At 38.8% G+C, this 23,592-nt stretch carries 29 protein-coding genes; 4 read left to right on the top strand and 25 right to left on the bottom strand.

The annotated features are described in order from the left end of the window. Window positions 1–6 precede the first annotated feature (6 nt). The 10 genes from F0Q01_RS13855 to F0Q01_RS06365 all read right to left on the bottom strand — a co-directional run bounded on the left by F0Q01_RS13855 (window position 7) and on the right by F0Q01_RS06365 (window position 5,806). Entirely contained in the window at window positions 7–210 is a 204-nt protein-coding gene (locus F0Q01_RS13855; RefSeq protein ID WP_242941835.1) for a GNAT family N-acetyltransferase, read from the bottom strand. Beyond that, window positions 210–452 (bottom strand): hypothetical protein, encoded by a 243-nt coding sequence (locus F0Q01_RS13860; RefSeq protein WP_242941836.1) that lies wholly within the window; start codon window positions 450–452, stop codon window positions 210–212. The genes F0Q01_RS13855 and F0Q01_RS13860 overlap by 1 nt, the downstream gene beginning before the upstream one ends. Further along, entirely contained in the window at window positions 442–732 is a 291-nt protein-coding gene (locus F0Q01_RS06330) for a chorismate mutase (protein ID WP_090487410.1), read from the bottom strand. Before F0Q01_RS06330 ends, F0Q01_RS13860 begins: the two co-directional genes overlap by 11 nt. 107 nt (window positions 733–839) lie before the next feature. Then, entirely contained in the window at window positions 840–1,256 is a 417-nt protein-coding gene (locus tag F0Q01_RS06335; RefSeq protein WP_090487413.1) for a hypothetical protein, read from the bottom strand. A 24-nt stretch (window positions 1,257–1,280) separates the two neighbouring features. After that, complete coding sequence (locus F0Q01_RS06340) at window positions 1,281–1,748, bottom strand: NUDIX hydrolase (protein ID WP_090487416.1); 468 nt, start codon at window positions 1,746–1,748, stop codon at window positions 1,281–1,283. A gap of 130 nt (window positions 1,749–1,878) precedes the next feature. After that, a complete protein-coding gene (locus F0Q01_RS06345; protein ID WP_090487419.1) occupies window positions 1,879–3,057 on the bottom strand; it encodes an iron-containing alcohol dehydrogenase in 1,179 nt (392 codons plus the stop codon). A gap of 91 nt (window positions 3,058–3,148) precedes the next feature. Further along, window positions 3,149–3,601, bottom strand: coding sequence for a GNAT family N-acetyltransferase (locus tag F0Q01_RS06350; protein WP_090487422.1), 453 nt, complete (start codon window positions 3,599–3,601; stop codon window positions 3,149–3,151). Between the two features lie 29 nt (window positions 3,602–3,630). After that, a complete protein-coding gene (locus F0Q01_RS06355) occupies window positions 3,631–4,467 on the bottom strand; it encodes a histidinol-phosphatase HisJ family protein (RefSeq protein ID WP_090487425.1) in 837 nt (278 codons plus the stop codon). Window positions 4,468–4,476: 9 nt separating this feature from the next. Then, window positions 4,477–5,295, bottom strand: coding sequence for an MBL fold metallo-hydrolase (locus tag F0Q01_RS06360; RefSeq protein ID WP_090487428.1), 819 nt, complete (start codon window positions 5,293–5,295; stop codon window positions 4,477–4,479). Window positions 5,296–5,305: 10 nt separating this feature from the next. Next, window positions 5,306–5,806, bottom strand: a complete 501-nt coding sequence (locus F0Q01_RS06365) for a GNAT family N-acetyltransferase (protein WP_090487431.1) — start codon at window positions 5,804–5,806, stop codon at window positions 5,306–5,308. Window positions 5,807–6,037: 231 nt separating this feature from the next. Here F0Q01_RS06365 and F0Q01_RS06370 point away from each other — a divergent pair, with 231 nt between their 5' ends. Together F0Q01_RS06370 and F0Q01_RS06375 are read left to right on the top strand one after the other, a co-directional pair. Then, window positions 6,038–6,358, top strand: coding sequence for a hypothetical protein (locus F0Q01_RS06370; RefSeq protein WP_090487434.1), 321 nt, complete (start codon window positions 6,038–6,040; stop codon window positions 6,356–6,358). Between the two features lie 91 nt (window positions 6,359–6,449). Further along, the gene (locus tag F0Q01_RS06375) at window positions 6,450–6,749 is read left to right on the top strand and encodes a hypothetical protein (RefSeq protein WP_242941837.1); all 300 of its coding nucleotides are present in this window, start codon (window positions 6,450–6,452) and stop codon (window positions 6,747–6,749) included. Between the two features lie 34 nt (window positions 6,750–6,783). On the opposite strand, the gene F0Q01_RS06380 is transcribed toward F0Q01_RS06375, so the two are convergent. From F0Q01_RS06380 to F0Q01_RS06440, 13 genes are all read right to left on the bottom strand, one after another. Beyond that, a complete protein-coding gene (locus F0Q01_RS06380; protein WP_090487436.1) occupies window positions 6,784–7,194 on the bottom strand; it encodes a flavodoxin family protein in 411 nt (136 codons plus the stop codon). Window positions 7,195–7,355: 161 nt separating this feature from the next. Beyond that, the gene (locus F0Q01_RS06385) at window positions 7,356–7,874 is read right to left on the bottom strand and encodes a hypothetical protein (protein WP_090487438.1); all 519 of its coding nucleotides are present in this window, start codon (window positions 7,872–7,874) and stop codon (window positions 7,356–7,358) included. A 1-nt stretch (window position 7,875) separates the two neighbouring features. Beyond that, complete coding sequence (locus F0Q01_RS13980; protein WP_090487441.1) at window positions 7,876–8,298, bottom strand: DUF4430 domain-containing protein; 423 nt, start codon at window positions 8,296–8,298, stop codon at window positions 7,876–7,878. Between the two features lie 46 nt (window positions 8,299–8,344). Further along, window positions 8,345–8,575 carry a hypothetical protein gene (locus F0Q01_RS06395; protein ID WP_090487444.1) on the bottom strand — a complete coding sequence of 77 codons (231 nt, stop codon included), beginning with the start codon at window positions 8,573–8,575 and terminating at the stop codon, window positions 8,345–8,347. Between the two features lie 68 nt (window positions 8,576–8,643). Further along, a complete protein-coding gene (locus tag F0Q01_RS06400) occupies window positions 8,644–9,390 on the bottom strand; it encodes an alpha/beta hydrolase family protein (protein WP_090154823.1) in 747 nt (248 codons plus the stop codon). A 76-nt stretch (window positions 9,391–9,466) separates the two neighbouring features. Further along, complete coding sequence (locus F0Q01_RS06405) at window positions 9,467–10,909, bottom strand: C40 family peptidase (RefSeq protein ID WP_090487448.1); 1,443 nt, start codon at window positions 10,907–10,909, stop codon at window positions 9,467–9,469. After that, window positions 10,906–11,781: an AraC family transcriptional regulator gene (locus F0Q01_RS06410; protein WP_090154819.1), complete on the bottom strand. Its 876-nt coding sequence runs from the start codon at window positions 11,779–11,781 to the stop codon at window positions 10,906–10,908. The genes F0Q01_RS06405 and F0Q01_RS06410 overlap by 4 nt, the downstream gene beginning before the upstream one ends. 167 nt (window positions 11,782–11,948) lie before the next feature. Continuing rightward, window positions 11,949–13,115, bottom strand: a complete 1,167-nt coding sequence (locus tag F0Q01_RS06415) for an ATP-binding protein (protein ID WP_090487449.1) — start codon at window positions 13,113–13,115, stop codon at window positions 11,949–11,951. A gap of 9 nt (window positions 13,116–13,124) precedes the next feature. Continuing rightward, window positions 13,125–13,757, bottom strand: a complete 633-nt coding sequence (locus tag F0Q01_RS06420; protein ID WP_090487452.1) for a precorrin-2 dehydrogenase/sirohydrochlorin ferrochelatase family protein — start codon at window positions 13,755–13,757, stop codon at window positions 13,125–13,127. A gap of 13 nt (window positions 13,758–13,770) precedes the next feature. After that, window positions 13,771–15,381, bottom strand: a complete 1,611-nt coding sequence (locus tag F0Q01_RS06425; protein WP_090487457.1) for a spermidine synthase — start codon at window positions 15,379–15,381, stop codon at window positions 13,771–13,773. 104 nt (window positions 15,382–15,485) lie between these two features. Next, entirely contained in the window at window positions 15,486–15,923 is a 438-nt protein-coding gene (gene nifU, locus F0Q01_RS06430; protein WP_090154803.1) for a Fe-S cluster assembly scaffold protein NifU, read from the bottom strand. Between the two features lie 14 nt (window positions 15,924–15,937). Further along, the gene (gene nifS, locus F0Q01_RS06435; RefSeq protein WP_090487460.1) at window positions 15,938–17,143 is read right to left on the bottom strand and encodes a cysteine desulfurase NifS; all 1,206 of its coding nucleotides are present in this window, start codon (window positions 17,141–17,143) and stop codon (window positions 15,938–15,940) included. Window positions 17,144–17,288: 145 nt separating this feature from the next. Next, complete coding sequence (locus F0Q01_RS06440) at window positions 17,289–17,855, bottom strand: ECF transporter S component (RefSeq protein WP_090487463.1); 567 nt, start codon at window positions 17,853–17,855, stop codon at window positions 17,289–17,291. Window positions 17,856–17,976: 121 nt separating this feature from the next. Here F0Q01_RS06440 and F0Q01_RS06445 point away from each other — a divergent pair, with 121 nt between their 5' ends. Further along, a complete protein-coding gene (locus F0Q01_RS06445; protein ID WP_090487466.1) occupies window positions 17,977–19,248 on the top strand; it encodes a PLP-dependent aminotransferase family protein in 1,272 nt (423 codons plus the stop codon). Here the strand turns inward: F0Q01_RS06445 and F0Q01_RS06450 are convergent. Both F0Q01_RS06450 and pgeF read right to left on the bottom strand, forming a co-directional pair. Then, the gene (locus F0Q01_RS06450) at window positions 19,239–21,263 is read right to left on the bottom strand and encodes a zinc ribbon domain-containing protein (protein WP_090487469.1); all 2,025 of its coding nucleotides are present in this window, start codon (window positions 21,261–21,263) and stop codon (window positions 19,239–19,241) included. The two genes, F0Q01_RS06445 and F0Q01_RS06450, sit on opposite strands and share 10 nt — an antisense overlap. Window positions 21,264–21,290: 27 nt before the next feature. Continuing rightward, the gene (pgeF, locus tag F0Q01_RS06455; RefSeq protein WP_090487473.1) at window positions 21,291–22,112 is read right to left on the bottom strand and encodes a peptidoglycan editing factor PgeF; all 822 of its coding nucleotides are present in this window, start codon (window positions 22,110–22,112) and stop codon (window positions 21,291–21,293) included. Between the two features lie 343 nt (window positions 22,113–22,455). On the opposite strand from pgeF, the gene F0Q01_RS06460 reads away from it, so the two are divergent. Further along, on the top strand, window positions 22,456–23,586 hold the full coding sequence (locus tag F0Q01_RS06460) for an aldo/keto reductase (RefSeq protein WP_090154792.1): 1,131 nt from the start codon (window positions 22,456–22,458) through the stop codon (window positions 23,584–23,586). The last annotated feature ends 6 nt before the right edge of the window (window positions 23,587–23,592 follow it).

Consider the following 23,592-nt stretch of genomic DNA (forward strand, 5'->3'; position numbering starts at 1 on the left):
TTATAATTACTTTTCCATATATACAAACACTAATTCATCATCAATCTTCTTTTCATCAAATTCTTTATAACCTAGCTTCTTGTAAAGCCTAATATTATCAACACTCCTTGTGCTGGTAAACAGCTCGTATCTACTATCAGGAAAACTTTTTTCTATTTCCGCTAATAATTTGCTTCCATATCCCTGACATTGATAATCAGGATGCACCATTAATTTACCGATATATGCAGTGTCTTTCTCTTTTTTGCTCTAACAGAGCCTACAATAACATTATCATCTGTGTGCATCTTCAAGATTATGCCATTGCTATATTCATCCTCAACCTCTTCAATAGTCTGCTTAAGTGGTGGGATATCATCTGTTCCAAATAATGCAGCCTCGCTTTGATATGCCAAGTACTGCAACTTTAATATCTCATCTAAATCTTGTAATTCTGCTCTACTAATTTTCATTTTTCCTCTTAAATTCATCCATCTCCATGTTAATAAAACTTGAAATCATTTCCCTATATAATTTCTCAACCATATCTGGATTTGCACCATATTCCTCAGCCTTGCTTCTCACTTTATTAATCACAGCCTCAACACGATTAGGTGCTTTTACTCCGTCCTCACTCTTTTTAAAGGCAGATGCCTGTTTTACATAATCACTTCTCTCAGCTATCAGCTTAATAATCTCATTGTCAATTCTATCTATATTAGAACGAACTTCTTCTAAACTAGCACAAATCATTTTCTAATCTCCTAAAATATGCCTTACATTAAATCTATTTCTCTATTCCCTTTATTTTTTGATCCTATAGCTCATTAAACTCTAGTTTCCTTCAAATACCAGACGCTCTACCATCTCTTTTCAAAGGCAATTCTCACCGCAGCAATAAAACCAATTATTGTCACGAGTGACATAACACATTTTTCAAAAACAGTACCTAGTAACTGCTGAATAATTCCAATAAAAGATAATGGCAACAAGACAATCAAGAACACTGATACAACAATTCCCCAAAACTTATTAAACTTGATTGGGATAATCTGACTTGCAATTAACGTAATTACGATACTGATAAGTAAAATTATAATTGATGAAATTGAAGTCTGCTTAGCAACTTCAAAAGATTCTGACCGTCCACCATTTACCCAAAGATATGGTAAAACTCCTGTAATCACTAAAATATGCACAATTATTGTAAATAGACCTATAGAAACAGAAATATATCCTGCCTTTTTTAAATTGAATTTTCTAATCCACGCTAACACATTAAACTTCCCCCTAAAAAGCTCTTATTTAACAATACAAGTATTTCCGCCAGCGGCCCAGTCTCGGATTGGGCGAGCATCAGGATAAAAAAGTTCATCTGGAATCTCATTTCGTGCGAAGAAGCGATGCTCCAACACTTCAGAATCCTCATCTGAAATCACACCCTCATATTCAGTTGCTCTAAAAATAACAGCTAACGAATACACCACATCGTCATTGGGATAATGAATGACTCTATCCTCTCCTGAATACAATCCAAAAAGCTCTGGGTTAAGTACGTTTATCCCAACTTCCTCACGTATTTCTCGTTTTACAGCTTCAATATATGTTTCATGAGGCTCCAGTGCTCCGCCTGGTATACACCACTGACCATTATCGCTCCTCTTCTGTAGAAGAAGTTCACCTTTTTCATTCTCTAGGAGCAAACCGCAGCCCACACCTACAATTAAATCATGACCTATTACTTTTCTTAAGTCCTTAATATAATCCATATTCTCTATTCCTTTTATTTTTGATTCCTGTATAGCCTGCCAATGCTATTCTTCTCTGTTTGCCATTCAAATCCCACTAGTTAATGCACGTACCACTATTTTAGACCTCTTCTTCCATGTATTATCGCTCCTACATACTTGCCTTATAAATTGCAAGCATATCCGCTTCATTAAGCACCTTTGCAGAGCCTTTTTCTCCGCCAACTCCGATAGCACATTTTTTTGCCATAAGAGCAAGCTCATCTTCTGTAGGGTTAATACCTAATTCACGAAGATTTGTAGGCATCTCAATTTGTCTATAGAAATCCTCTACTGCTTCAATTCCGCGAAGTGCAATTTCCTCATCAGTGCCGCTGTTTTCTACCTCCATGACATTTAGTGCAAACTTCTTGAATCTATGCAAACAGTTCTTATATACATATCTAGCCCAGCTTCCCCAGATAGCTGCAAGACCTGCTCCGTGGGCCACATCGTAAAGACCACCAAGCTCATGTTCTAGCTTGTGAGTCATCCAGTCACCGCCATCATTACCACAGCCTGTAAGTCCATTATGGGCAAGACTTCCCGCCCACATAACTTCTGCTCTAGCGTCATAGTTCTTTGGATCTTTGTATAAAATAAGGGCATTTTTCTTGACGGTGCGAAGAAGCCCCTCTGCCAAAGAATCTGTAATTTCCATATTTCCACCATTTGAAAAATATCTCTCCATGGTGTGCATCATAATATCAGTACATCCACATGCTGTCTGATAGTCTGGCAATGTCATAGTCAACTCTGGATTCATGATTGCAAATTTTGGACGCCCAAAATCACTGCTGTATCCACGCTTAACAAGACCATCCTCTTTAGTAATTACTGAAGAATCGCTCATCTCGCTACCAGTAGCAGCAATTGTAAGAATTACTCCTACTGGAAGACAGCCTTTTGCCTGTCTTTTATAATCGTAAAAATCCCATACATCTCCTTCATTGGCTACACCATATCCTATTGCCTTAGCTGAATCGATTGCACTTCCTCCACCAACTGCCAAAAGGAAATCCACGCCTTCTTTCTTGCAAAGTTCAATCCCCTCGTATACTAAACCAAGATGAGGATTTGGAACTGCTCCACCTAATGTTACATAGCTAATTCCTGCTGCGTCCAAAGTGTCTGTCACCCTCTTTAAAAGTCCAGAGCGAACAACACTTCCACCACCGTAATGAATTAAAAGCTTTGTACCACCAAACTCCTTTACTAAATCAGCAACCTTTGCTTCAGTATTCTTTCCAAATACCACCTTTGTAGGTGTAAAATAATTGAAATCAAACATGTAAAAACCCTCCTCTAAAAATCTGTTTCCTCTTAAATATTATTTTGTAACAACACAAGTAATAACCCCATTCTGTGATAAAAAACTCCTGCTAAAGCTTATACTGCATAAAATTTCCGTTATGAATAAATCCATATGACGAGTACAGCTTCACACCCATATCTGAGGCAGTAATCTGTACTGTTCCGCAGCCATAGTTTCTCGCCTCTTTAACCACTCTATCAAGTAGCTCCTTTGCTATTCCTCGTCTCCTGTACTCTGGGTCTGTGTACATACTGGAAAGTAATCCCATCTTTCCAGAGGGACAGCCAAAATATGGAGGCTTCTCTACAAATGACATTCCACTTGTTCCGATGATTTTTTCTCCATCAAAGGCTAGCCAAGATACAAATGTCCCATCAGCCATATGCCTATCATAATAATCTCTAAGAGCAGGTTCCAAATCGATTTCTTCCTTAGCCCCCTCCTCGCGAAGTTGCGTAATTCGCATTTGAATAAATGTTTCTAAATACTCTTTGCTAAGTCTCCTATAATCAATACCCATAAAACCTCCCATTCAAAAGCCATTATACTTTAAAGCAACCCAACTTGCTCCCACATACCCTCTTGTGGATTTGCACTAAGTCGCACAACATGATCATAACCTAGAGATAATAAAATATCTTTGGCCTGTGAATACCCAGCGTCTAGCAATTTGGCATCATGACAATCAGAATTGATAATCACTTCTCCTCCCCATTCTTTCCATTCCTTAAGCAAAAATGGCGCAGGATATGGAGCCTTCATATACCCTCTTGCCATGCCACCGGTGTTTACCTCAAGAAAAGCATTTGTTTCATACATATCTCTCAGCGCATCAAGAGCCATTTTTCTATAGGCCAAAGACTCTTCATCATATAGATGCAATATGGAATTGTTGTATCTTAATAAATCAAAATGCCCTATTATCGCAGGCTTAAAATCAAGCACATAATCTCTAAACAATGAAAAATATTGCTTAGCCATTTCTAGCCCACTGCCACCGCAGTATTCATCAATATATTTCTGAAGCTCCTCAGCTGCTCCATCAACCCCAACATAACTTCCATCAGGTTTCATAAAATAATGAACCGATGCAATAAAATAATCATAATCGGCTACATCTGAGCAACTATATAAATCCCGTTCAATCCCAAGATACACAGCCATCTTTCCCTTGTAGTCTTGCTGGATCTTTCTTATTTCTTTTTTATAATCACTTTCCCTGGATGGATTAATACAATGTGCCTCATCAAAAGTCTGCGGTGCATGAGATGTAAAACCAAGAGAAACAAATCCTAATTCACATGCCCTTACAGCTAGTTCCTCCGCCGTAGACTTTCCATCACAAAAAGTTGTATGCACATGTGCTGATGATAAAACCTCTCCCATACATTCCCCTTAAATCTCTATCTGCAGTCCCACTTTCATCTGTTCAATTCTATCCCCAAGCTGTTCCTTTAAAATTTTAAAGGCTCTTCCTCTAGTACAGTGTCCTGTACAAATATATTCTATTGATGTTTCTTTGATTGCAGTGGCTACATCTAATATTTCTTCATCAGTCTTGTTAAACAAATGAAAACCGCCAATATATCCATATATTTTCTTTTCAGGAAATGCCGCTTTCACCTCGTTAATGATATTTATAACCCCTCCATGTGAACAGGAATTAATAATCAATAATCCTTTATCTGTATCAACTACAAGACTTTGCTCATGGTCAAAATCATCAAAGCTCCATTTCCAGCCAGTCCTCCTATACATTTTTTCTCGTTTTCCAATGTTAGAAAGCCCCGCTGTAGTATGTGGCACTAGATATACTCCATCTGTAATTTCGTATACCCCTTCTACCTTCTCTATTCTATCTGCATAGTCCTCAAGCATTCTCTTAGGTATGCCAATATATTTCTTAAAAATGAATTTCTTATCATAACAATTTGCAGCTGTATTTTCTCTAACAAAAAGTTTTGCCTTTGAATTGTTATCAAAAAAACCAGGCATGCCGTTGGCATGATCATAGTGAGCATGACTAAGGACTCCATAATCTACCTCTGCAACATCTTCTCCCAGTCCTTTCATATTCTCAAGGAAAAGATTGGAACCGCCTGCATCCACAAGAATCTTCTTTCCATTATATTTAACAAGAAGGCTCAGTCCCCATTCACCGCATAAATTTTCACTTGCTATATTGTCAACTATGACTGTTATTTCTGTTTTCATCTTCTATTACCTACAATTTTTTCTCCATCAAATCGAATCGACCCTTGCGCCAATCAGCAAAACCCCTGGCCTCATAGCCATTGTGGCGATACAAGTTTTGCGCAAATGGATTTTCTGTAAAAGTATCTAGTCTAACAGATTCATATCCCATATCCTTTATCTGGTGCTCGATGTGAATAAGAGCTGCCTTTCCTATGCCCTTATTCTGAAAACGTGGTGAAACGCAAAATCTATGCAATACATAGGCTGAGTTATCATCGTATTTCCAATTTGCATTGCCATACTGCTCGTCACACTCTCCGCTAATAACATATAAAGCAACTAAGTTATCCTCTTCGTATGCTACGTATAGTGTCTGTTTTTCTATATCAGATTCAAAATCTCCTCTAGCAGGATAGACATCATCCCACTGATAGATTTCATGTCTTTCCATTTCCTTAACTGCATCCCTTATCAATACACAAATATTGTCCAGATCACTCTTTGTTCCTAAGCGATATTCAATATTCATTTTTCCTCTCCTTGCAAGTAAATAGTCCTACTATCAACTAATTAATTATGCTAATTGTATACTTTCCACCTACTAAAATAAAGATTAAATTCCCAATTATTATTAGTTCGAGTAATTGGTTGAAAATTTATTTTCTGTTCGATTGAAAAAAGAGAAAGCAGGGTGTATATTATTGATACAGATATAGAACATATTTTCGGAACTAACATTCGAGATTTCAGGAGGTTGCCTATGGATTACAAGATAATAGCTGTGGATTTCGATGGTACTCTCTGCTTTAGTAACTGGCCAGAGCTTGGGGAGCCTAATACTAGGTTGATTCAATATCTTCAGGCTCAGCAGGCCGCTGGCAATAAAATTATCCTATGGACATGCCGAGCAGGCGATGCCCTGTCTTCTGCTCTTGATTGGTGTGTTGAGCAGGGGCTTAGTTTTGATGCTATTAATGACAATCTACCTGAGATTGTTGAGCTCTACGGGAACAATTCCAGAAAAATAACCTGTGATATTTATATAGACGATAGGAATATGCTGCCAGAGGCAGTGTGCTAACTGCTTTCCTGATCTTGGTGAGCGCCAGTATGACGGCTACATATCTCCTATAGTTTCGATACTATTTTTACAAGAATGGAAGTGACCATACATGTACTACAAAATGAAAAATATTTTTGACAATATAGATGTCATCTGCCAGATAAAATCAGATGGCTCAGCCATCCCACTGAAGTTCCGCCTTCAAAATGAGGATGGCATATTTGAAACCTACTCTATCAAGACCTACAAGCCAGTCCCCAAGCAGGGGACCCGCACTACTAAGGACGGCATATACGTTAGCAATAGCACCGAGATATTTGAGTGTCGAGTGGTGATTTTTGGAACTGAGCGGACTGTGCGACTCTACTACAGTCCTAAAATAGATAATCGCTGGAAATTAGCAATATAATAGGCTGCCACTTCTGTGACAGCCTGTTGTCTATTTAGCCAATAATCTTTTTTGCAAACTCTGCTGCTGCATTTGCATCGTCGGCATTTGGTCTGCCCTTGTGAAGTCCCTTGAACTCGCCCTTGCAATGGAACTCTCTCTCGTCCATTGGAATACCAACTTTGTCAGCCTCAGCCTTAACCTTCTTGTATGTAGAATTAAGCATTGCTGCTGAGCCAAAGTTAACAATCTTGCCAACAAGATTCTTATCTAGTGAAGCTACAAAGCTCTTAACCTCTGGATCAATGCTAAAAGCATAATATGAATTTCCAAGGAAAAGAATATCTACCTGCTCAGTAATTGGCTCACTAATTGGCAAAGCCTCAACTCCAACTACATTAGCAATAGCCTCAGCAAGTCTCTTAGTATTTCCTGTCTTTGTGTAATATCTAACAGCGCATTTCATGATTAGCCCTCCTTTAGATTTTGTATCATTATATTGCGTGCAATCTATTTTCTTTATAATAACTCCTACCACCTATTTTTGCAAGCCTATTTTTTTAGAATGTTCCGCAACAAAATAAAGGACTCTATGACTAGAATTTTTCTAATCATAAAGTCCTAAAATTAAAACCGTTTCATTACATTTCGTATTGGCTTGTACAGAAATAGCATTAAAACAAAATTTCCTACGCAGTGAATCATATCCCACATTATTCCTGCAATCCACCAAGGAAAGGCGGTGTTAAATCCTGCTGCAATTCCACCTGAGCTAAATCCTATGAAAAAATAGGTTATAGAGCAAAGGGCACCAAAACATAGCCCAAATATGCCTGAGAAAATTGCCCAGAATAATGCTGAATCTTCTTTTCTGAAAAGCCAAGTCAAAAGCACAAGCAAAGGCCAGATGTATAGATACATTATCCACCAGGTATTCATGCCGTAGATAATGCCCTCTACTAAAATAAAGGCTGGCACTACCGCTATAACCTTTCTTCCAAAATATAGGGTAAACATAATCAACCAAAATGTGGTCAACTCTACATTTGGCATAAAGCTAAGAACTGCCTTACATACTTCTATTACTGCAATCATGGCACCGATTAGTGCAATGTCTTTGGCAGAAAAACGAAACTTGTCTTCCATACTATTCAGCCGCTTCATATGACCAAGTATAAGTATCTCCATCAGTAACTGGCTGCTCTGTCACTCCATACTGACCATACTCACCATTTACATACAATGCCCAGTAAGCACCATCCTCTTCATAGATAGCCTGCTTGCCATTAATAACCTGCACCATGAGACCATAACCGCCATCCTTGCCGCTGAAAGAAAAGCTATCATCTGCCTCTGCCAAATCATCCATGGCATCCTTCAAATACTCAGCATCTGTATCAACATCATATTCTGTACTGTTTCCACTTTCATCTACAACCTCAATAACAATAGCCTTGTCACCGGCTGTACTCTTGGCTGGAAACTTGCCATATAAAAGTGCAAATGCTGCAATAAGCACTGCTAAAACTATGGCTGAGATAACAATCTTTTTTGTGCTAGTATTTTTCACTTCAAAATTCTCCTTTGCTTAAATTCACAATGTCCCCATTGTAGCCTTAAGCATTTTCATTGTTCATACCAGTAGCATCATCCTCTTTGGCTTTGTTCTTCTTTTCATTCTGATAAACGCCATATTTCCAAAGGCAGTAAACAGCAATTGGAATACTAGCTCCTATTAATAAGCCCTCGAAAAAACTTGGCATATCAATTGCCCCACCTATAGCAACAAGAGATGCTGCTGCAATAAATCCTAGATAATACTTTGTTGCATTATCCACTTTTTTCATTTTTTACCCTCCACTTTTGTTATTTATTGAAACATTAACTTACAACATACATTATATAACCCCATGTATTACTTCATATCCTCAGCAAAAAACTGATATACCGCATCTGCCATCTCATCCATATGGCGTCCGTAGCAATGATCATCATCTTTTATTGGAACAAGCTTTGCGTTTTTATAAAGCTTTGCAGCCTTTTCTCCATAGAAAAATGGGACCACCTCATCTGCTTCACCGTGAACTATTAGAACCGGACCATTATATCTTGCAATCTCATCCTCCACATGAATTGTCTGAGCTACTCTAATATAATTTCCCGACAGATTCCAATCACCGGATGATACAGTCTCAGGAATATTGTTCACATCGAAGGTCTGATCTAGAACGGAGCCTTCTCGACAGATTTCAGGAATCATCCAAGCTGGTGATAATGGAATAATTGCCTTAAAAGCAGTGTTGCACATACCACCTATAAGCATTGTCAGAAGTCCGCCCTGAGAGTGTCCGCACAAATATAAATCTGTTACAAAATCTAAAGTCTTGGCATAATCAACTACAGCAAGAGCGTTTGTCACCCATTTATAAAGTGTGTGATTTTCAAACTGCCCATCACTTTTGCCATGACCATACATTTCTGCGCGAAGCACAGCAACCCCAGCCTTATTGATAGCCTTTTGAACAGCTACAATATGGTCCTCTTCCATGTGACCAGTAAAGCCATGAATCAGAATACAAAGAGGCCCCTTTTCAAACCCCTCTGGAAAATCCAATTTGGCATGCAACTTAATCCCGTCACAATCAATGTAAAATTCCTTCATTACCACCATTCTCCTTTTGCCTTTATTTCTAGTTTATTACATACCGCATATCCGTATGTTTCAATTCACTACCCCTCTAATTGTTTGCAATCGCCCATGGCATAACTACACCATTAATGTTTTCAAGCCATGTAGTTCCGTTTTTCCTTCTAACAGTAAGTGGTGTTACTGCTACTGTATTTTGAACTCGAACATCAAGATATCCTTCACTGTCAGCTGTTGAGCCTAATGCACTTATTACATAAGATGTGCCATTTACAGTGCCAAGATAAATCATAGTATGACCTGAAAAATAAAGAGGAGTTCCTGGTGTACAACCAGAAATTAATGCTGCCTTGCTTGCACTATCGTACTCGCCAACATTTACGCAAGTGCCAGGCACTTCCTTCTGCCAGTTAGTATTTCTAGGCATTTCTAATCCAAAGCACTTATAAACATTTCTAACAAATGCAGAGCAGTCTACAGAATCAAGCATACCGCCCCATCCGTATGTATCTCCAAGATATTTAAAAGCTAAATCAACTGCATTAGCTGATGTCATAGGTAAATATCCCTCGTTTACATCTTTATTCTGAGCAATTAATGCAATCTCCTTAACGCAGCTTCCGTCTGCACCTCTAGTTGGAATATATACAACATAATTATTCCATGTTCCTCGCATTGAAATATTTCTAGGAATCTCTGATTCTGGAACTAATTTAAGAGTGGTTCCCATAGTCAACTTAACACCAGATACACTAGGTGCATAGTGTGACTCAGAAAGTGTGAAATAGTCTGTTGTTACCACAATAAAATCCTTATTGGATACACCTGTCTGCCACATATTAAGCCACTCAGCCTTGCTACCGCAAAAAGCTAAATCGCTTGCAAGTACCCAACCAGATACGCTATTAGAATATCCCCAATAGAAAACCTTATCATTTATAACAGCTGTCTGCTTTACAATAAATGGCTCATTTACTCTAAGGCTAGATAAAGTAACCTCATCGTCTGAGTCTGTTTCATCATATCCAATATAATCAGCTGTAGGGATTGATTTGATTTGAGTCTGACTAACAGCAAGAGCATATTTAGGCCCAATTACTCCGTCCCAGCCTGTAGCTGAAACCAACTGGGAAATAGCCCCATAATATGTAGCTGTGTCTGTCTGAACGCCATTAACAAAAATAGGTTTCTCAGGCTTCTCAGAAATAATAGCGCTAGCAAGATTGCCTTTAAGCTCTGAGCTGTCAAAGCTAGCATCCATAGCAGTCAAATCGTTCATATGACAATCAGCTGCCTTTAATGCTGCACTATTAAAAGAATTTATTTGATTGGCATCCATTAAAACTGTGCCATTTGTATCGCCATATAAATTATTCCAATATGTAGGATTACACATTTCCTGTGTAACTGAACTCTCTGTAGCTACCTCAGCATGAACAGCACTAGTACCTACGCTTGCTAATAATACTGCAGCAAGTGCTACCATAGATAGTGCCTTAACAATAGTTCTTCCATGTCTAGTTAATCTAGTCATAATACCTCCTTTTCCTTTACACGTAAGCTCCTATACTCCCCTGGAGACATACCTTTTTCGGCGCGAAATACTCTATTAAAGCTAGGGATACTTTGAAATCCCGCAAGCATCGCAACCTCGGTAAGTGGTCTATTGTCCAGACTCAACAGTTCTGTAGCCTTTTCCATCCTAATCATGTTTAGCCATTTGCTATAATTAGTGCCAGTAACTGTCTTGAATAGTCTGGAAAAATAATCCTTACTAATGCCGGCCATCTTTGCCATAGTCGCCTGTGACAAATCGTCAGCAGTAAGGTTATTTTTAATGTAATCAGTAACTGATATCATACGTCGCATGATATCTTCATTATATCCATTATTATCCAGAGAATTAATTTCTGGGGCAAACTCATTTTTATGCTCATCTAGTGTAAGCATAAACTCCATAAGAAGCATGCAACATCTCAGCTCTTTATCAGATGAATCTGAAAAGAAAATGTCTCGCATCTTATGAACAATCTCCTGTAACTGTAAAACTAACTGCCGATGATTATTTACGCAAAGTACATGAAGATTTCTATAAAAATGCATGATACGTTGAAGATCAAATAATGAATTCATAAAAGTATTGCTAAATTGAATAATTAATGCCTCTTCCAAATTCGTATCTACTACCTCATGCATCTCTCTAGGCCAAACCAATACAAAATCACCTGACACTAAATCGTAGGTATTTTGATTGACCATGAAAATGTGCCTATCTCCTGGCCCTACTAAAATAATCTCTCCATAGGAATGCCAATGCCTCTTGTAATTGCGACCTTGATTTCCCATGAAAATATTAATAGCGCCTACATCATGTAAGCCTTGCATTTCATACTGGCTAAAGTCCATCCCATAAACCCCACATAATAATAGATATATTGCCCTTAATTGTATTTTTTTTGCAAAATATTGTCAATTTTTGTCATCTAAATGTTAAATATTGTAAGAGAATTAGACAAAAAAGAGAACCACCCAAAGGATGGTTCTCCATATTTTTTATCATAACTTAAGAGTAACTATTCATCATAGGTATCAAGGAAATGATGCTTAACTCCATCTTGCTTGTAAGCAATAACTGTAGCTAGATTAACATTTTCCACGCTGCGGAAAATATTGGATTCCACATAAGGATTAACCTTTTTAAGCTCAGCAATGAGATTTCTAGTCTCAAGTCTCTTTGATGCGCTGGTACCATCAACTGAGCAGCTGTCGCAAGTCTCAGTAAAGTGACAAGCACACTGTAGGAAGTGAAGGCCATTGTATCTCTGCCATGCGATAATATCATCCTGGCGCACCAGATAGAGTGGCCTAATCAGCTCCATGCCCTCGAAATTAGTGGAATGAAGCTTTGGCATCATAGTCTGCACCTGGGCCCCGTAAAGCATTCCCATAAGAATAGTCTCGATAACATCGTCATAATGATGGCCCAAAGCTATTTTGTTGCAGCCCAATTCCTTGGCCTTGGAATACAGATGTCCTCTTCTCATTCTGGCGCAAAGATAACATGGGTTCTTATCTACTGTATCAACCGCATCAAATATATCGCTTTCATACACAACAATAGGAATGCCCATAAGCTTGGCATTGCTCTCTATAAGCTGTCTATTTACCTGGCTATATCCAGGGTCCATTACAAGAAATGTTAGCTCAAAATTCACCTTCTGATGGCGCTTAATCTCCTGAAAAAGCTTTGCCATAAGCATAGAGTCCTTGCCCCCAGAAATACACACGCAGATATGGTCTCCCTCTTTGATAAGCTCATACTGCTTGCAGGCTCTGGCAAATGGTGAAAAAAGAGTCTTGTGGAATTTCTTTCGAATGCTTTTTTCTATCTCAGCTGTCTTCTCAGAAAGCTCTGCCTCTCCCTCAGATTCCTGCTGCTCCATAAGTGCTGAAAGGTAGCTATTATATCCACCCTTTAAGCTAACAGCATCAAATCCCTCATCGCAAAGAAGCTCAGCATCATCCACTGAAATCTGACCTCTTGTACAGTACAAAACAATCTTTTTCGATTTATCAAGTCTAGCTACGACACCCTCAAAATCCGTCTCAAAAATCTCGTGAGTAATGCTGATGGCATTTGGAATCATTCCATATTTTAGACTGCCTTCATTTCGAATGTCGACTAATACATAACTCCCTTCTGCTAATTCTGTTAATTCCTTATAAGATATTTCTTTCATTATATTCCTCTACAAAGTCATACTAATGGCCCCAAGCAACTCTTCTATCTCCTCGTCTGTTGGAATGCCATCATAGCAAAGAGCATAGTCAATAAGCTGCTCGAATGCACTCTTGCGACTAGACTCCAGTGGGAAAAGCTCCTTGATTGGCTGACGCCAACGACCAAGAACTTCATTAAGCTCACCAAGCCTAGGTGTAAGTATTTCTTTTTCTTTATTCTTAAGATATTGAGTAAGGGCAGGGCTATTGCCTCCACTTGAAAATGCACCTACAAGATTCTGCTCCTTGATATAAGAAGGAAAAATAAAGCTGCATTTTTCCTGGTCGTCAACTACATTTACAGGTATTCCACCCTCTGAGCACATCATATAAATCTGCCCATTTAATTCATTGTCGCTTGTTGCAACAATAACCAATTTTCTATCTTGCAAATCAAATGGCGTAAACTCTCTCTGCTCAAGAAGCAAGTGATCCGTCTCCTCTGAAAGTGCGGCCAAATCCATTGAAATCTCTTTTGCAATAACATGGACTTTTGCGCCAAAATCCAGAAGAACGTTAACCTTTCTAAGGGCTACAGAGCCTCCTCCTACGACCAGACAATTGGCGTCTGTCAAATCAACAAACATTGGAAAATAAGCCATAAAATCCCCTCTCTTATATCAATTCTAAAAGTCCCGAAAGACCCTTATCCTTATATATTCTTTTATAATAATTTACTTCATCCACGATAATTTCGTCAATTATTTGCATACCTAGAAGCTCAACCGGAGCTTTGTCATCAGTCATAATCAAATCACCTGGATTGTACGCTTGCAACCCCTCATAGGACTTTCCCATCATATATCGTAAATCCGAATCAGTCTCTCTATTAATAGCCCCTTCTAGATTAGCCACCATCTCCGAATTAAAGCTAGCGTATAAAACTCTGTTGCTCCATCCACTAACATCTGCTGTGTAAATGTATGGAAATACACTGCCTATAGTATCAGAAAGGTAATCATTAATATTTCCTGGGGTATCACTTCTCATATTAAGATTGACTACCATCACACCATTTTCATCGAGATGGTCTGCTACCAACTGAAAGAACTCCTGGGAAGACATCTGAAATGGAATGGTAATATCCTGATAGGCATCCACCATAATCACATCGTATTTTTCATCAATAGCATTAAGATATGCCCTGCCATCGTATGTGACAACAGGAACATCCTCTGGCAGTTCAAAATACTTCGTGGCCAAATCGGTGATTTTTCCATCAATCTCAACACCGGTAATATCTACATTGTCAAAATATCTCTCACACTGAGTAGCAAATGTTCCACTGCCATTTCCAAGGATAAGTATCTTTAAGGGTGTCTCCTTCGCCTCTTCATTTGCCATATAAAGTGACGCCATGGCATAGTCATAGTACAAGCCGGTAGGCCCCTTTTCCTTTTGATATACCGACTGGACGCCAAACAACACATTGGTAGAAAGTGTCACCTGTTTATCGTCCTCATACACCTGCAGGTAGTTATAAATAGATTCACCCTCATAGTTAAGATTAGTCTGCCAAAAAGCAAAGCTATTGCTATGGCCAAGTAGGCAGCAGACTAAAAATAGCACTATGCTAATAGGAACCCTCTTGGCCTGTGAAAAATTTATCTTTGAACTTACAAAATATACAATGCAAAGCACTAAAAGTATTCCAGCAAAAATCAAGAATGTAACTGCTGTACCCACTGCAGGAATACTAATAAATGTAGGCACGAAGGTGCCTATGATACTTCCGATTGTGTTGCTGGCATTGAGCTTTCCAACTACACTTCCGCTGTCATCCAAGCTATCCACAGAAAACTTTACAAGGGAAGGAGTAACTGTTCCCAGAAGAAATAACGGAAATACGAATAACACCATGCAGGCAACAAATCCTGCAATAACAAGGAAATGATTGCTAACTGCAAAAATCAGAAGCGCCGATATTCCAATAATTATATATTTTCCAACTACAGGAATAAGTCCTATCCAAATGGCTGCTATCACAATCCTCTTATAAAGCTTATCTGGATTGGGATCCTTGTCTGCCATCCTGCCACCGTAAAGGTTTCCAAGCGCCATGGCTATCATAATTGTTCCTATTATAATGGTCCACACTATTTGTGATGAACTAAAATAAGGCGCCAATAGTCTGCTGGCACCTAGCTCTACAGCCATAACTGACATTCCTGCGAAAAACTCTGTCAAATACAGGTAAATTTTATTTTTTAGTATTGGTCTTTCCATTATTGTCCCCCACCTTATAATTCAATTGAATTAATTATATGGTGTCCTCTATTCTATTGCAATAAAAAGGTCAGGAGCCTTTATCTCCTGACCACACTCTTTAGTTACTGTAAATGACATGCCTCGCAGTCATGATCCTCTGGGAAATCAGCTGGATCATATTCGATTCCATTCTTGTCATAGTAATCCTTTACTGCTGATTTGATTGCCTCCTCAGCAAGTACTGAACAGTGAAGCTTGTGAGGTGGAAGTCCATCTAACGCCTCTGTAACAGCCTTGTTTGTAAGCTGTAATGCCTCAGAAAGTGGCTTGCCCTTAATGAGCTCTGTAGCCATTGAGCTAGATGCAATGGCACTACCGCAACCAAATGTCTCAAACTTTACGTCGTTGATGACCTGCTCATCGTTAATCTTTAAATAGATTTTCATAATATCGCCGCAGACTGGATTTCCTACTTCTCCAACTCCATCAGCATCCTCTATAACTCCCACATTTCTTGGGTTTCTAAAATGGTCCATAACCTTTTCACTATAAAGTGCCATTTTTCATTTCCTCCTTATACTGCTTTATGCTCTGAAAAAACGTGTGGTCTCTTGCCAGTTGTTAAATCACCCCAGAATGGTGAAAAGCTTCTAAGATACTCCACAACCTCTGTTACAGATTTGATGATGTAGTCTACCTGCTCCTCATCTGCATCCTCTCCAAGAGAAATTCTAAGAGAACCATGCGCCACCTCATGTGGTCTTCCGATAGCAAGAAGTACATGGCTAGGATCAAGTGAGCCTGATGTACAAGCTGAGCCTGATGACACTGCAATTCCCTTGTCATCTAAAAGAAGAAGCAATGACTCTCCCTCAATTCCCTCAAAGCAGAAATTAACATTTGGCTTTACTCTCTGGCGTCTGTCACCATTGAGCTCTGAATAAGGAATCTTTGAAAGTCCCTCAATAAGTCTGTCCTGAAGCTTCTCGAATTTTGCATTGTTCTCATCCATATGCTCAACAGCATCCTCGAGAGCTACTGTCATACCAACAATACCTGCAAGATTTTCTGTACCTGCTCTCTTACCTCTCTCCTGAGCACCACCATTGATGATGTTAGTAAGAGCAACACCGCCTCTAGCATAAAGCACACCAACGCCCTTTGGTCCGTGGAACTTATGAGCTGAGATTGAAAGCATATCAATATTCTGCTCTACAACATTAATATGAATATGACTAACAGCCTGAACTGCATCTGTGTGGAAAAGAACACCCTTCTCCTTGCAAATAGCACCGATTTCAGCGATTGGCTGAACTGTTCCGATTTCATTGTTAGCGTACATGATTGTTACAAGTGCAGTGTCCTCACGAATAGCATCTGCTACCTGCTCAGGTGTAACAACACCATTCTCATGTACATCAAGAAGTGTTACTTCAAAGCCTTCCTTCTCAAGAGCCTGAAGAGTATGAAGTACTGCATGGTGTTCAAACTTTGTTGAGATAATATGCTTCTTTCCCTTCTTATCTCCAAATCTGGCAGCTGATACGATAGCCTGATTGTCAGCCTCGCTACCACCTGATGTAAAGTAAATCTCACGTGGCTTAGCTCCTAAGATTTTTGCAATTCTCTCTCTTGATTCCTCAAGAATCTCCTTAGCCTTCTGTCCTACTGAATATAAGCTAGATGGATTTCCATATACTTCTGTGTATATTGGAACCATTGCATCTAATACATTTTTACTAACGGCTGTTGTTGCCGCATTATCTGCATAAACAAACATTATCTCCTGTTCCTTTCACTTTTTTTATCTTAAATATATTTACCTACTGGTTAAATATGTGATTACTATAAAAAGAATCGCCTATATAGTCAATAGGCGATTCCACTTTTTTCAATAGATGAAATATTTTATCAATAATGGTCTCTTATCGAGAAAGTTTAGTAAGCAAAGGATAAAGAACTGTGGAAATAATTACTCCAAAAACTCCCTGTATAATATTTGGAATCAAGCCTGCTGTAGCAGCCACAAATCCAGCTTGTACTGAGGAGCCATTTACAGTGGCAAGCATGAAAATTTCAAAAAGGAAATATCCAACCACCATCACAGCCTCTCCTGTTATTCCTGAAATAATCACTGGCGCAGGATTGGTTTTTGAAGAAATAACCTTTTTCATAAAAACAAAAACAAAATACCCTACAAACGCAGTCAGTGCCTTAATGATAAAAGTGGCAGGAACATAAATAAAATATCCGCCAATTAAATCAGAAAGAGCTGAACCAATGCCTGCTGCCAAGCCTCCCCAAATAGGCCCTAGTAAAAGACCCGATAACAAAACAAATCCGTCTCCTGGATGAATATATCCATTTGTCGGTGTTGGAACTTTTATAATCATAGTGCCCACACATGTAAGTGCAGCCATCAAAGAAGCAATAATCAAAGTATGAGTGGTTTCAGTTGCGTTAGTTTTTGTGCTGATAGATGTGTTTTTCATGATGTCCTCCATTTAAACTTTTTATTCGAAAGCACTTCCTAATCATTTATGTTAGCGGTATAATACCACCAAACTGATACTTAAAAAATACTCAATTTAAATTAATTTTTAGGGGACAGATATGAAGGTATACGAGAAAATCTATGACTATTATGTTAAGCAAATGAACGAAGGAGCCCTAAACAAAGGGGATAGAATGCCATCTCTCAGGGAGACGGAGCAGCTTCTTAGTGTTAGCCGCACCTCTGTAGAAACAGCATACTTGCAGCTGTCTGCCGATGGATATATTTACTCAGTGGAGAAGGTTGGCTATTTTGTAACAGGTCTTTCGGCCACCATGAAGGACCGCGTTCAGGAAAAAGAAATTGAAAATATCAAAAAAGATACTGCCAAAATCCGCTATGACCTAGCTACAATCGGCGAAGATAAGCAGGTTTCTTGCCTTCCGCTTTGGACTAGATATATGAAATCCGCCCTCAGACAAGAGGAACGTTTACTATCCTATTCCGACAATCAAGGTGAAGAAGATCTTAGAGCAGAAATTGCAAAATATGTTAGGAAAAAAAGAAATATCATTTGCAGCGCAGATGACGTGGTAATCGGCGCCGGATTCCAAAGTTTGCTTACGATTCTAATTGCTCTTAATCCAACTGATAAGACTATATCTTTTCCTACAAGAGAATTTTCTGATGGTGCCAAGACATTTGAGATGGCTGGCTATCAGGTAAATTATAGAGATAAAAACAGTGCCCTCATATATGTCACCCCATCCTACATGACCAAATGGGGCCAGGTCATGACTATGAAGAGACGCCGCGAGCTTATCGACCATGCCTTCACCAATGACCACCTTATTATAGAGGATGACTATCAAAATGAGTTTGTATTTTCAACCACCCCTACCCCTAGTCTATATGCCATGACTGGCGGAGAGCAAGTGGCCTTCCTTGGCTCCTTTTCAAGTGTCCTTCTTCCAAGCGTCAGAATCAGTTATATTATTCTTCCAAAGGACACCAAAAACCAGTATCAGGACATAAAAAAATATTTCAACCAAACCACCTCAAAGGCTGAGCAAATTGCACTTGCCCAGTTTCTTCGTGATGGCCATCTTAACAGGCACATAAAAAAAATCCGTAAACTACAAGAAGAGAAACGTGAACTAGCTCTTAGTGAACTAAGTAAACATTTCTCTTCTGAACAATTATTATTTGGCGATAGCGGAATGGAAATCGCCTTAAATTTAAAAGGTAAAAACCTATCAGATGCGCTTCTAAAAAAAGGCATCGCGGTAAATACTATCAGCTCTACTGAAGATGAGGAAACTCTTCTTTTGTCCTTCAGCAGAATTCCAAAGGAAGATATTCCAGCGGCTGTAAATGCCCTTTACTCCTGAATATATTGTCCGTTTTCTGTCAACATATATCGGGTTATTAAATCAGTTTTAACAAATCCGATTGTAACATGACCTGTATTATCAGTGTATTTATCTATCCTGTCTACCTCATCTGATAATAAAACCGGTTCATGTGTATGGGTAATAGTACTATAATAATACAATTCACTTCCCTTTAGATAATAGAATTCTCCAGGACTTGAGACAGATATATTATCAATGGCTGAAGCATCTTCATCTATAACTTCATCTGTGGATTCTGTTCTAGACCATTTGTACAACTGATTATCAAGCTTGTACAGTACTACATCCTCTTTGGCATTAACTGCAAAGCAATCTACATTTGTACTTTCTGTAATCACATATTTGGTAGATCCGCCAGGACCAAATTTCACTTCTACAAGCCCTTCATCTGACCGATATGTAACGGCTAATGCTACAACAGCTTTTGTAGCCTCATAAATATCAACCTCAGATAATCCTGGCTCATCAATAACAGATAATTCTTTTGTAAATTTGTTAGCACAGTAGATCTTACCATCCACAGCAATATTGTTAACTAATATAGCGCTCTTGTCATTGGAAATAATATACTCAGAATTATCATTTATTGTCACATCATATTCTATATCTTCATCACTTCCATCATAATATCTATGCAAGTGATTATTCTCATCCAAATAAAAAGTACAAAGTAAATCATATGCAACAGAAATTGGTTTGCACTCTCCTGATGCTATTACTTTCTGATTGTTTCCATCTTTGTCACACTGAATAAGAGCTTTTCCTTCATCAGTTTCCCCTAAATATAAAAAGCCTGCTTTACTTGTTGAAGCAGCAAAAACAAAAGAATCCGCATTAGAAGCTACTGTATATTCTTCATAATCATTGTTATCGTATTTACGATAAATCAAATCATTGTTTTCATTTATATATGCAAGGTCATCTCCATCTGATGAAATTTGGAAATCCTTTACTTTACTAGCTACGATTTCTGGCTCCAACTTTTTATCTACCAAAAACAACTGCCCTTCCTGATAATATGCAATCCTTTTGTGATTTAAGTCAGACTTCACAATAGCATTATTAAATATTTCAATTCTTTCTCCATCACTTTTATAGATCTTTCCTAAGTCAGCGTAAACATATACAACTGGATCCTGTTCGACTCCTGCCGACAAACCGTAAATATTTAAATTTGTTTTATTGTATAATTCTTGCCTAGCATATTCAGAATTTAAATATCTATTATCTATACTAGTCGATGGTGTATCATATGTATACGTAGGTTGATAAGTTGCAGTTTCATAAACTATTTGTAGCATGAACACCAAAATGGACATTAGCGCAGCAAACAGCTTCCCTTTAAAACTCTTACGAGATTTTGCTCGATTTCCTTTCGAAATATCGCTTGAGTCAGCTGAACTTGCTACACCACTAAACTCATATTTATTATCCTTATATCTGTATGGCTCCTCTTCTTTATCTTCTGCAGCTATAGAACTTGAAGTGACAGCAGCCGAATTATCTTCTTCATCCTCATCATCCGAATCTGCAGTAATAGCATCAGCAATATTCTCTACAGCATCAGTAATATTCTCAACTGCATCAGCTATATCCTCTTTCATATCATCCCCAACCTCTAACACGTCCTCAGCAATATCATACATAGCTTCGCTGAATGTATCAAAAATAGAGATATCCTCAGATTCATCTTCTGATGTATCTGTTCTAGACTCAGCTACAAAAGGAGCTGTCTTTACACTATTTTCTGCTACTGGCTCTTCTGTCACAGGCTCAAATACCTGGTTTGATACTGATGTAGCTTCTGCTTTATTCTCTTTTGCCAACTCCACCCCTGCCGTAGCTGCAGGTGTTTCCTCTGTACCCCAATTAATTCCATAACTAGTGCGAGGTTCTGGTTTTGAAACTCCGCCAGAAAAATCAACTATCCGCCCACACTTAGGGCAGGCAATATGTCCATCTACAGGCGCTCCGCAATTTTTACAATTCATAAACAACATTCTCCCAAATAAACTAAACTACAATGAAATAAACGCAGCTAGGCTGCCTCGATTTGCTCCCATAATTCTGTGTGAGTAGAATAAATCTGGATTGCACCGAGTGCAGTAATCCGTAATTTCAATATTCTCCTCTGGCACTCCTGCTTCAAGAAAAACAAGCTTGCATGCAGCCCACAAATCAAGCATGTATTTATCTGAATCATCTGGATTAAAGACCGATGGTTTTAAAATCACATCTCTATTTTCTTCTCCAAATGCACCTACAAAAGCATCTGCAACATCAGCACTTACCTCGTAGCAATTTCTGCATATGCTTGGAGCTATACCACAGATTACATCAGCTGGAACTGTGCCAAAATGCTCAGCCATTTTTTCAATAGTCACCTTGCCAATTTTTCCAACTGTTCCTCTCCAACCAGAGTGGGAAAGAGCCACCACTTCATGAACCGGATCATACAAAAAAAGAGGAACACAATCCGCATAAAAAGTAACCAGTGGCATGTCCTTTACATTTGTAATAAGCCCATCTACATCATCATAAGGAAGCGGTCTAACTATTCCATTTCCTGCATCCTTTTCATCCACCACAATTACATTGGTTGTGTGTGTCTGCTTTGAAAGGCACATACGCTCATAATTCATATCAAGTGCATTTGCAATTCGCTTAAAATTCTCGTGTACATTGGCATCCTCATCTCCACGATTGAATCCCAAGTTAAGTGAATCAAAAACACCATCACTCACTCCACCAATCCTTGTAGAAAAGCCATGCTTCACACCTGCATTCTTAAACAAATCAAATGTCATAAAAGTCACGTTATTTTTTGTCTCTTTATTCATAGCATTGTCCTCGTCTATTCTTCTGCATACCTCATATGTCACTTATATCAATTTAAGCCTTGGTAGTATAATAATACTTTTGCACCGACCTGTAAAGTATCTTTTTCTACTGCTTGCACGGACTTTTTCATTTTAGGCAGTAAAATCAATTCGCCATCTACATAACCTACAGCAGGAAACCTCACCTCGCCCCTACCCTACCGCAAAAAATAATAAGCAAGACGACAACAAATGATATTCTTATTTAAATTTCCTATATGTTATACTTAAAACATATCTGGGCAGTAAACTGGCAAATACAAATGCCCATAATACTATTGTATTTAAGTAAAAGGGGGTCACTATGGCAGAAAGATATTTCGGTGAAAGCACACCAAAGCTTGGATTTGGCTTGATGCGCCTTCCAAAGGAAAAGGACAATCCAACAAAGATTGATATAGAACGTACTAAGGAAATGGTAGACATGTTTATGAAGGCAGGTCTTACCTATTTTGACACCGCTTTTGTATATGATGGCGGCGAATCAGAGAAGGCAGCAAAGCTTGCTCTCGTAGATAGATATCCACGTGAGAGCTACACACTGGCAACAAAGCTTGCTTCATTTGCTGCAACAGATGAGGCTAGCGCAAAGCAGGAGCTTCTTACTAGTCTTGAGCGCACTGGAGCAGGATACATCGACTACTATCTTCTCCACGCTCTTCAGGATGGCAACTATAAAAAATACGATGAATGGCATCTTTGGGATTATGTAAAGGAAATGAAGGAAAAGGGCCTGATTAAGCATTGGGGATTCTCATTCCACTCTACTCCTGAGCGACTTGATGAGATTCTTACAGCTCATCCAGATGCTGAGTTTGTTCAGCTTCAGATCAACTATGCTGACTGGAACAATCCAGATGTTCAGTCAAGAGCTTGCTACGAAGTTGCCAGAAAGCATGGCAAATCAATTGTAGTAATGGAGCCTATTAAAGGTGGCACATTGGCCAATCCTCCAAAGGCAGTTAGAGATTTGCTTACAAGTGCAAGACCAGATTTAAGCGTAGCTTCATGGGCAATTAGATTCGTGGCATCACTTGATGGCATTATCACTGTACTTTCAGGTATGTCCACTGAGGAGCAGATGGCTGACAATCTTTCTTATATGGCAGACTTTAAGCCACTTTCAGAAGATGAAAAGAAAGTTATTAAGCAGGCGCAGGATATCTTGGATGGCATCGATTCTATCCCTTGTACCTCTTGTCACTACTGTACAGACGGCTGCCCTATGCAGATTCCTATTCCAGAGATTTTCTCTGCAAGAAACAAGCAGCTTATCTGGGAGCAAAAAGAGGCAGGTCAGGCTGACTACGACAAGGCCGTATCAAATAAAGGAATGGCCAGCGCATGTATTCAGTGTGGTCAGTGTGAGGGTGTATGTCCTCAGCATATTGATATCATTAACAGACTACAGGATTGTGCAGCTGCATTTGAATAACACAAA

The organism is Pseudobutyrivibrio xylanivorans, assembly GCF_010906925.1.
Taxonomy (GTDB): domain Bacteria; phylum Bacillota; class Clostridia; order Lachnospirales; family Lachnospiraceae; genus Pseudobutyrivibrio.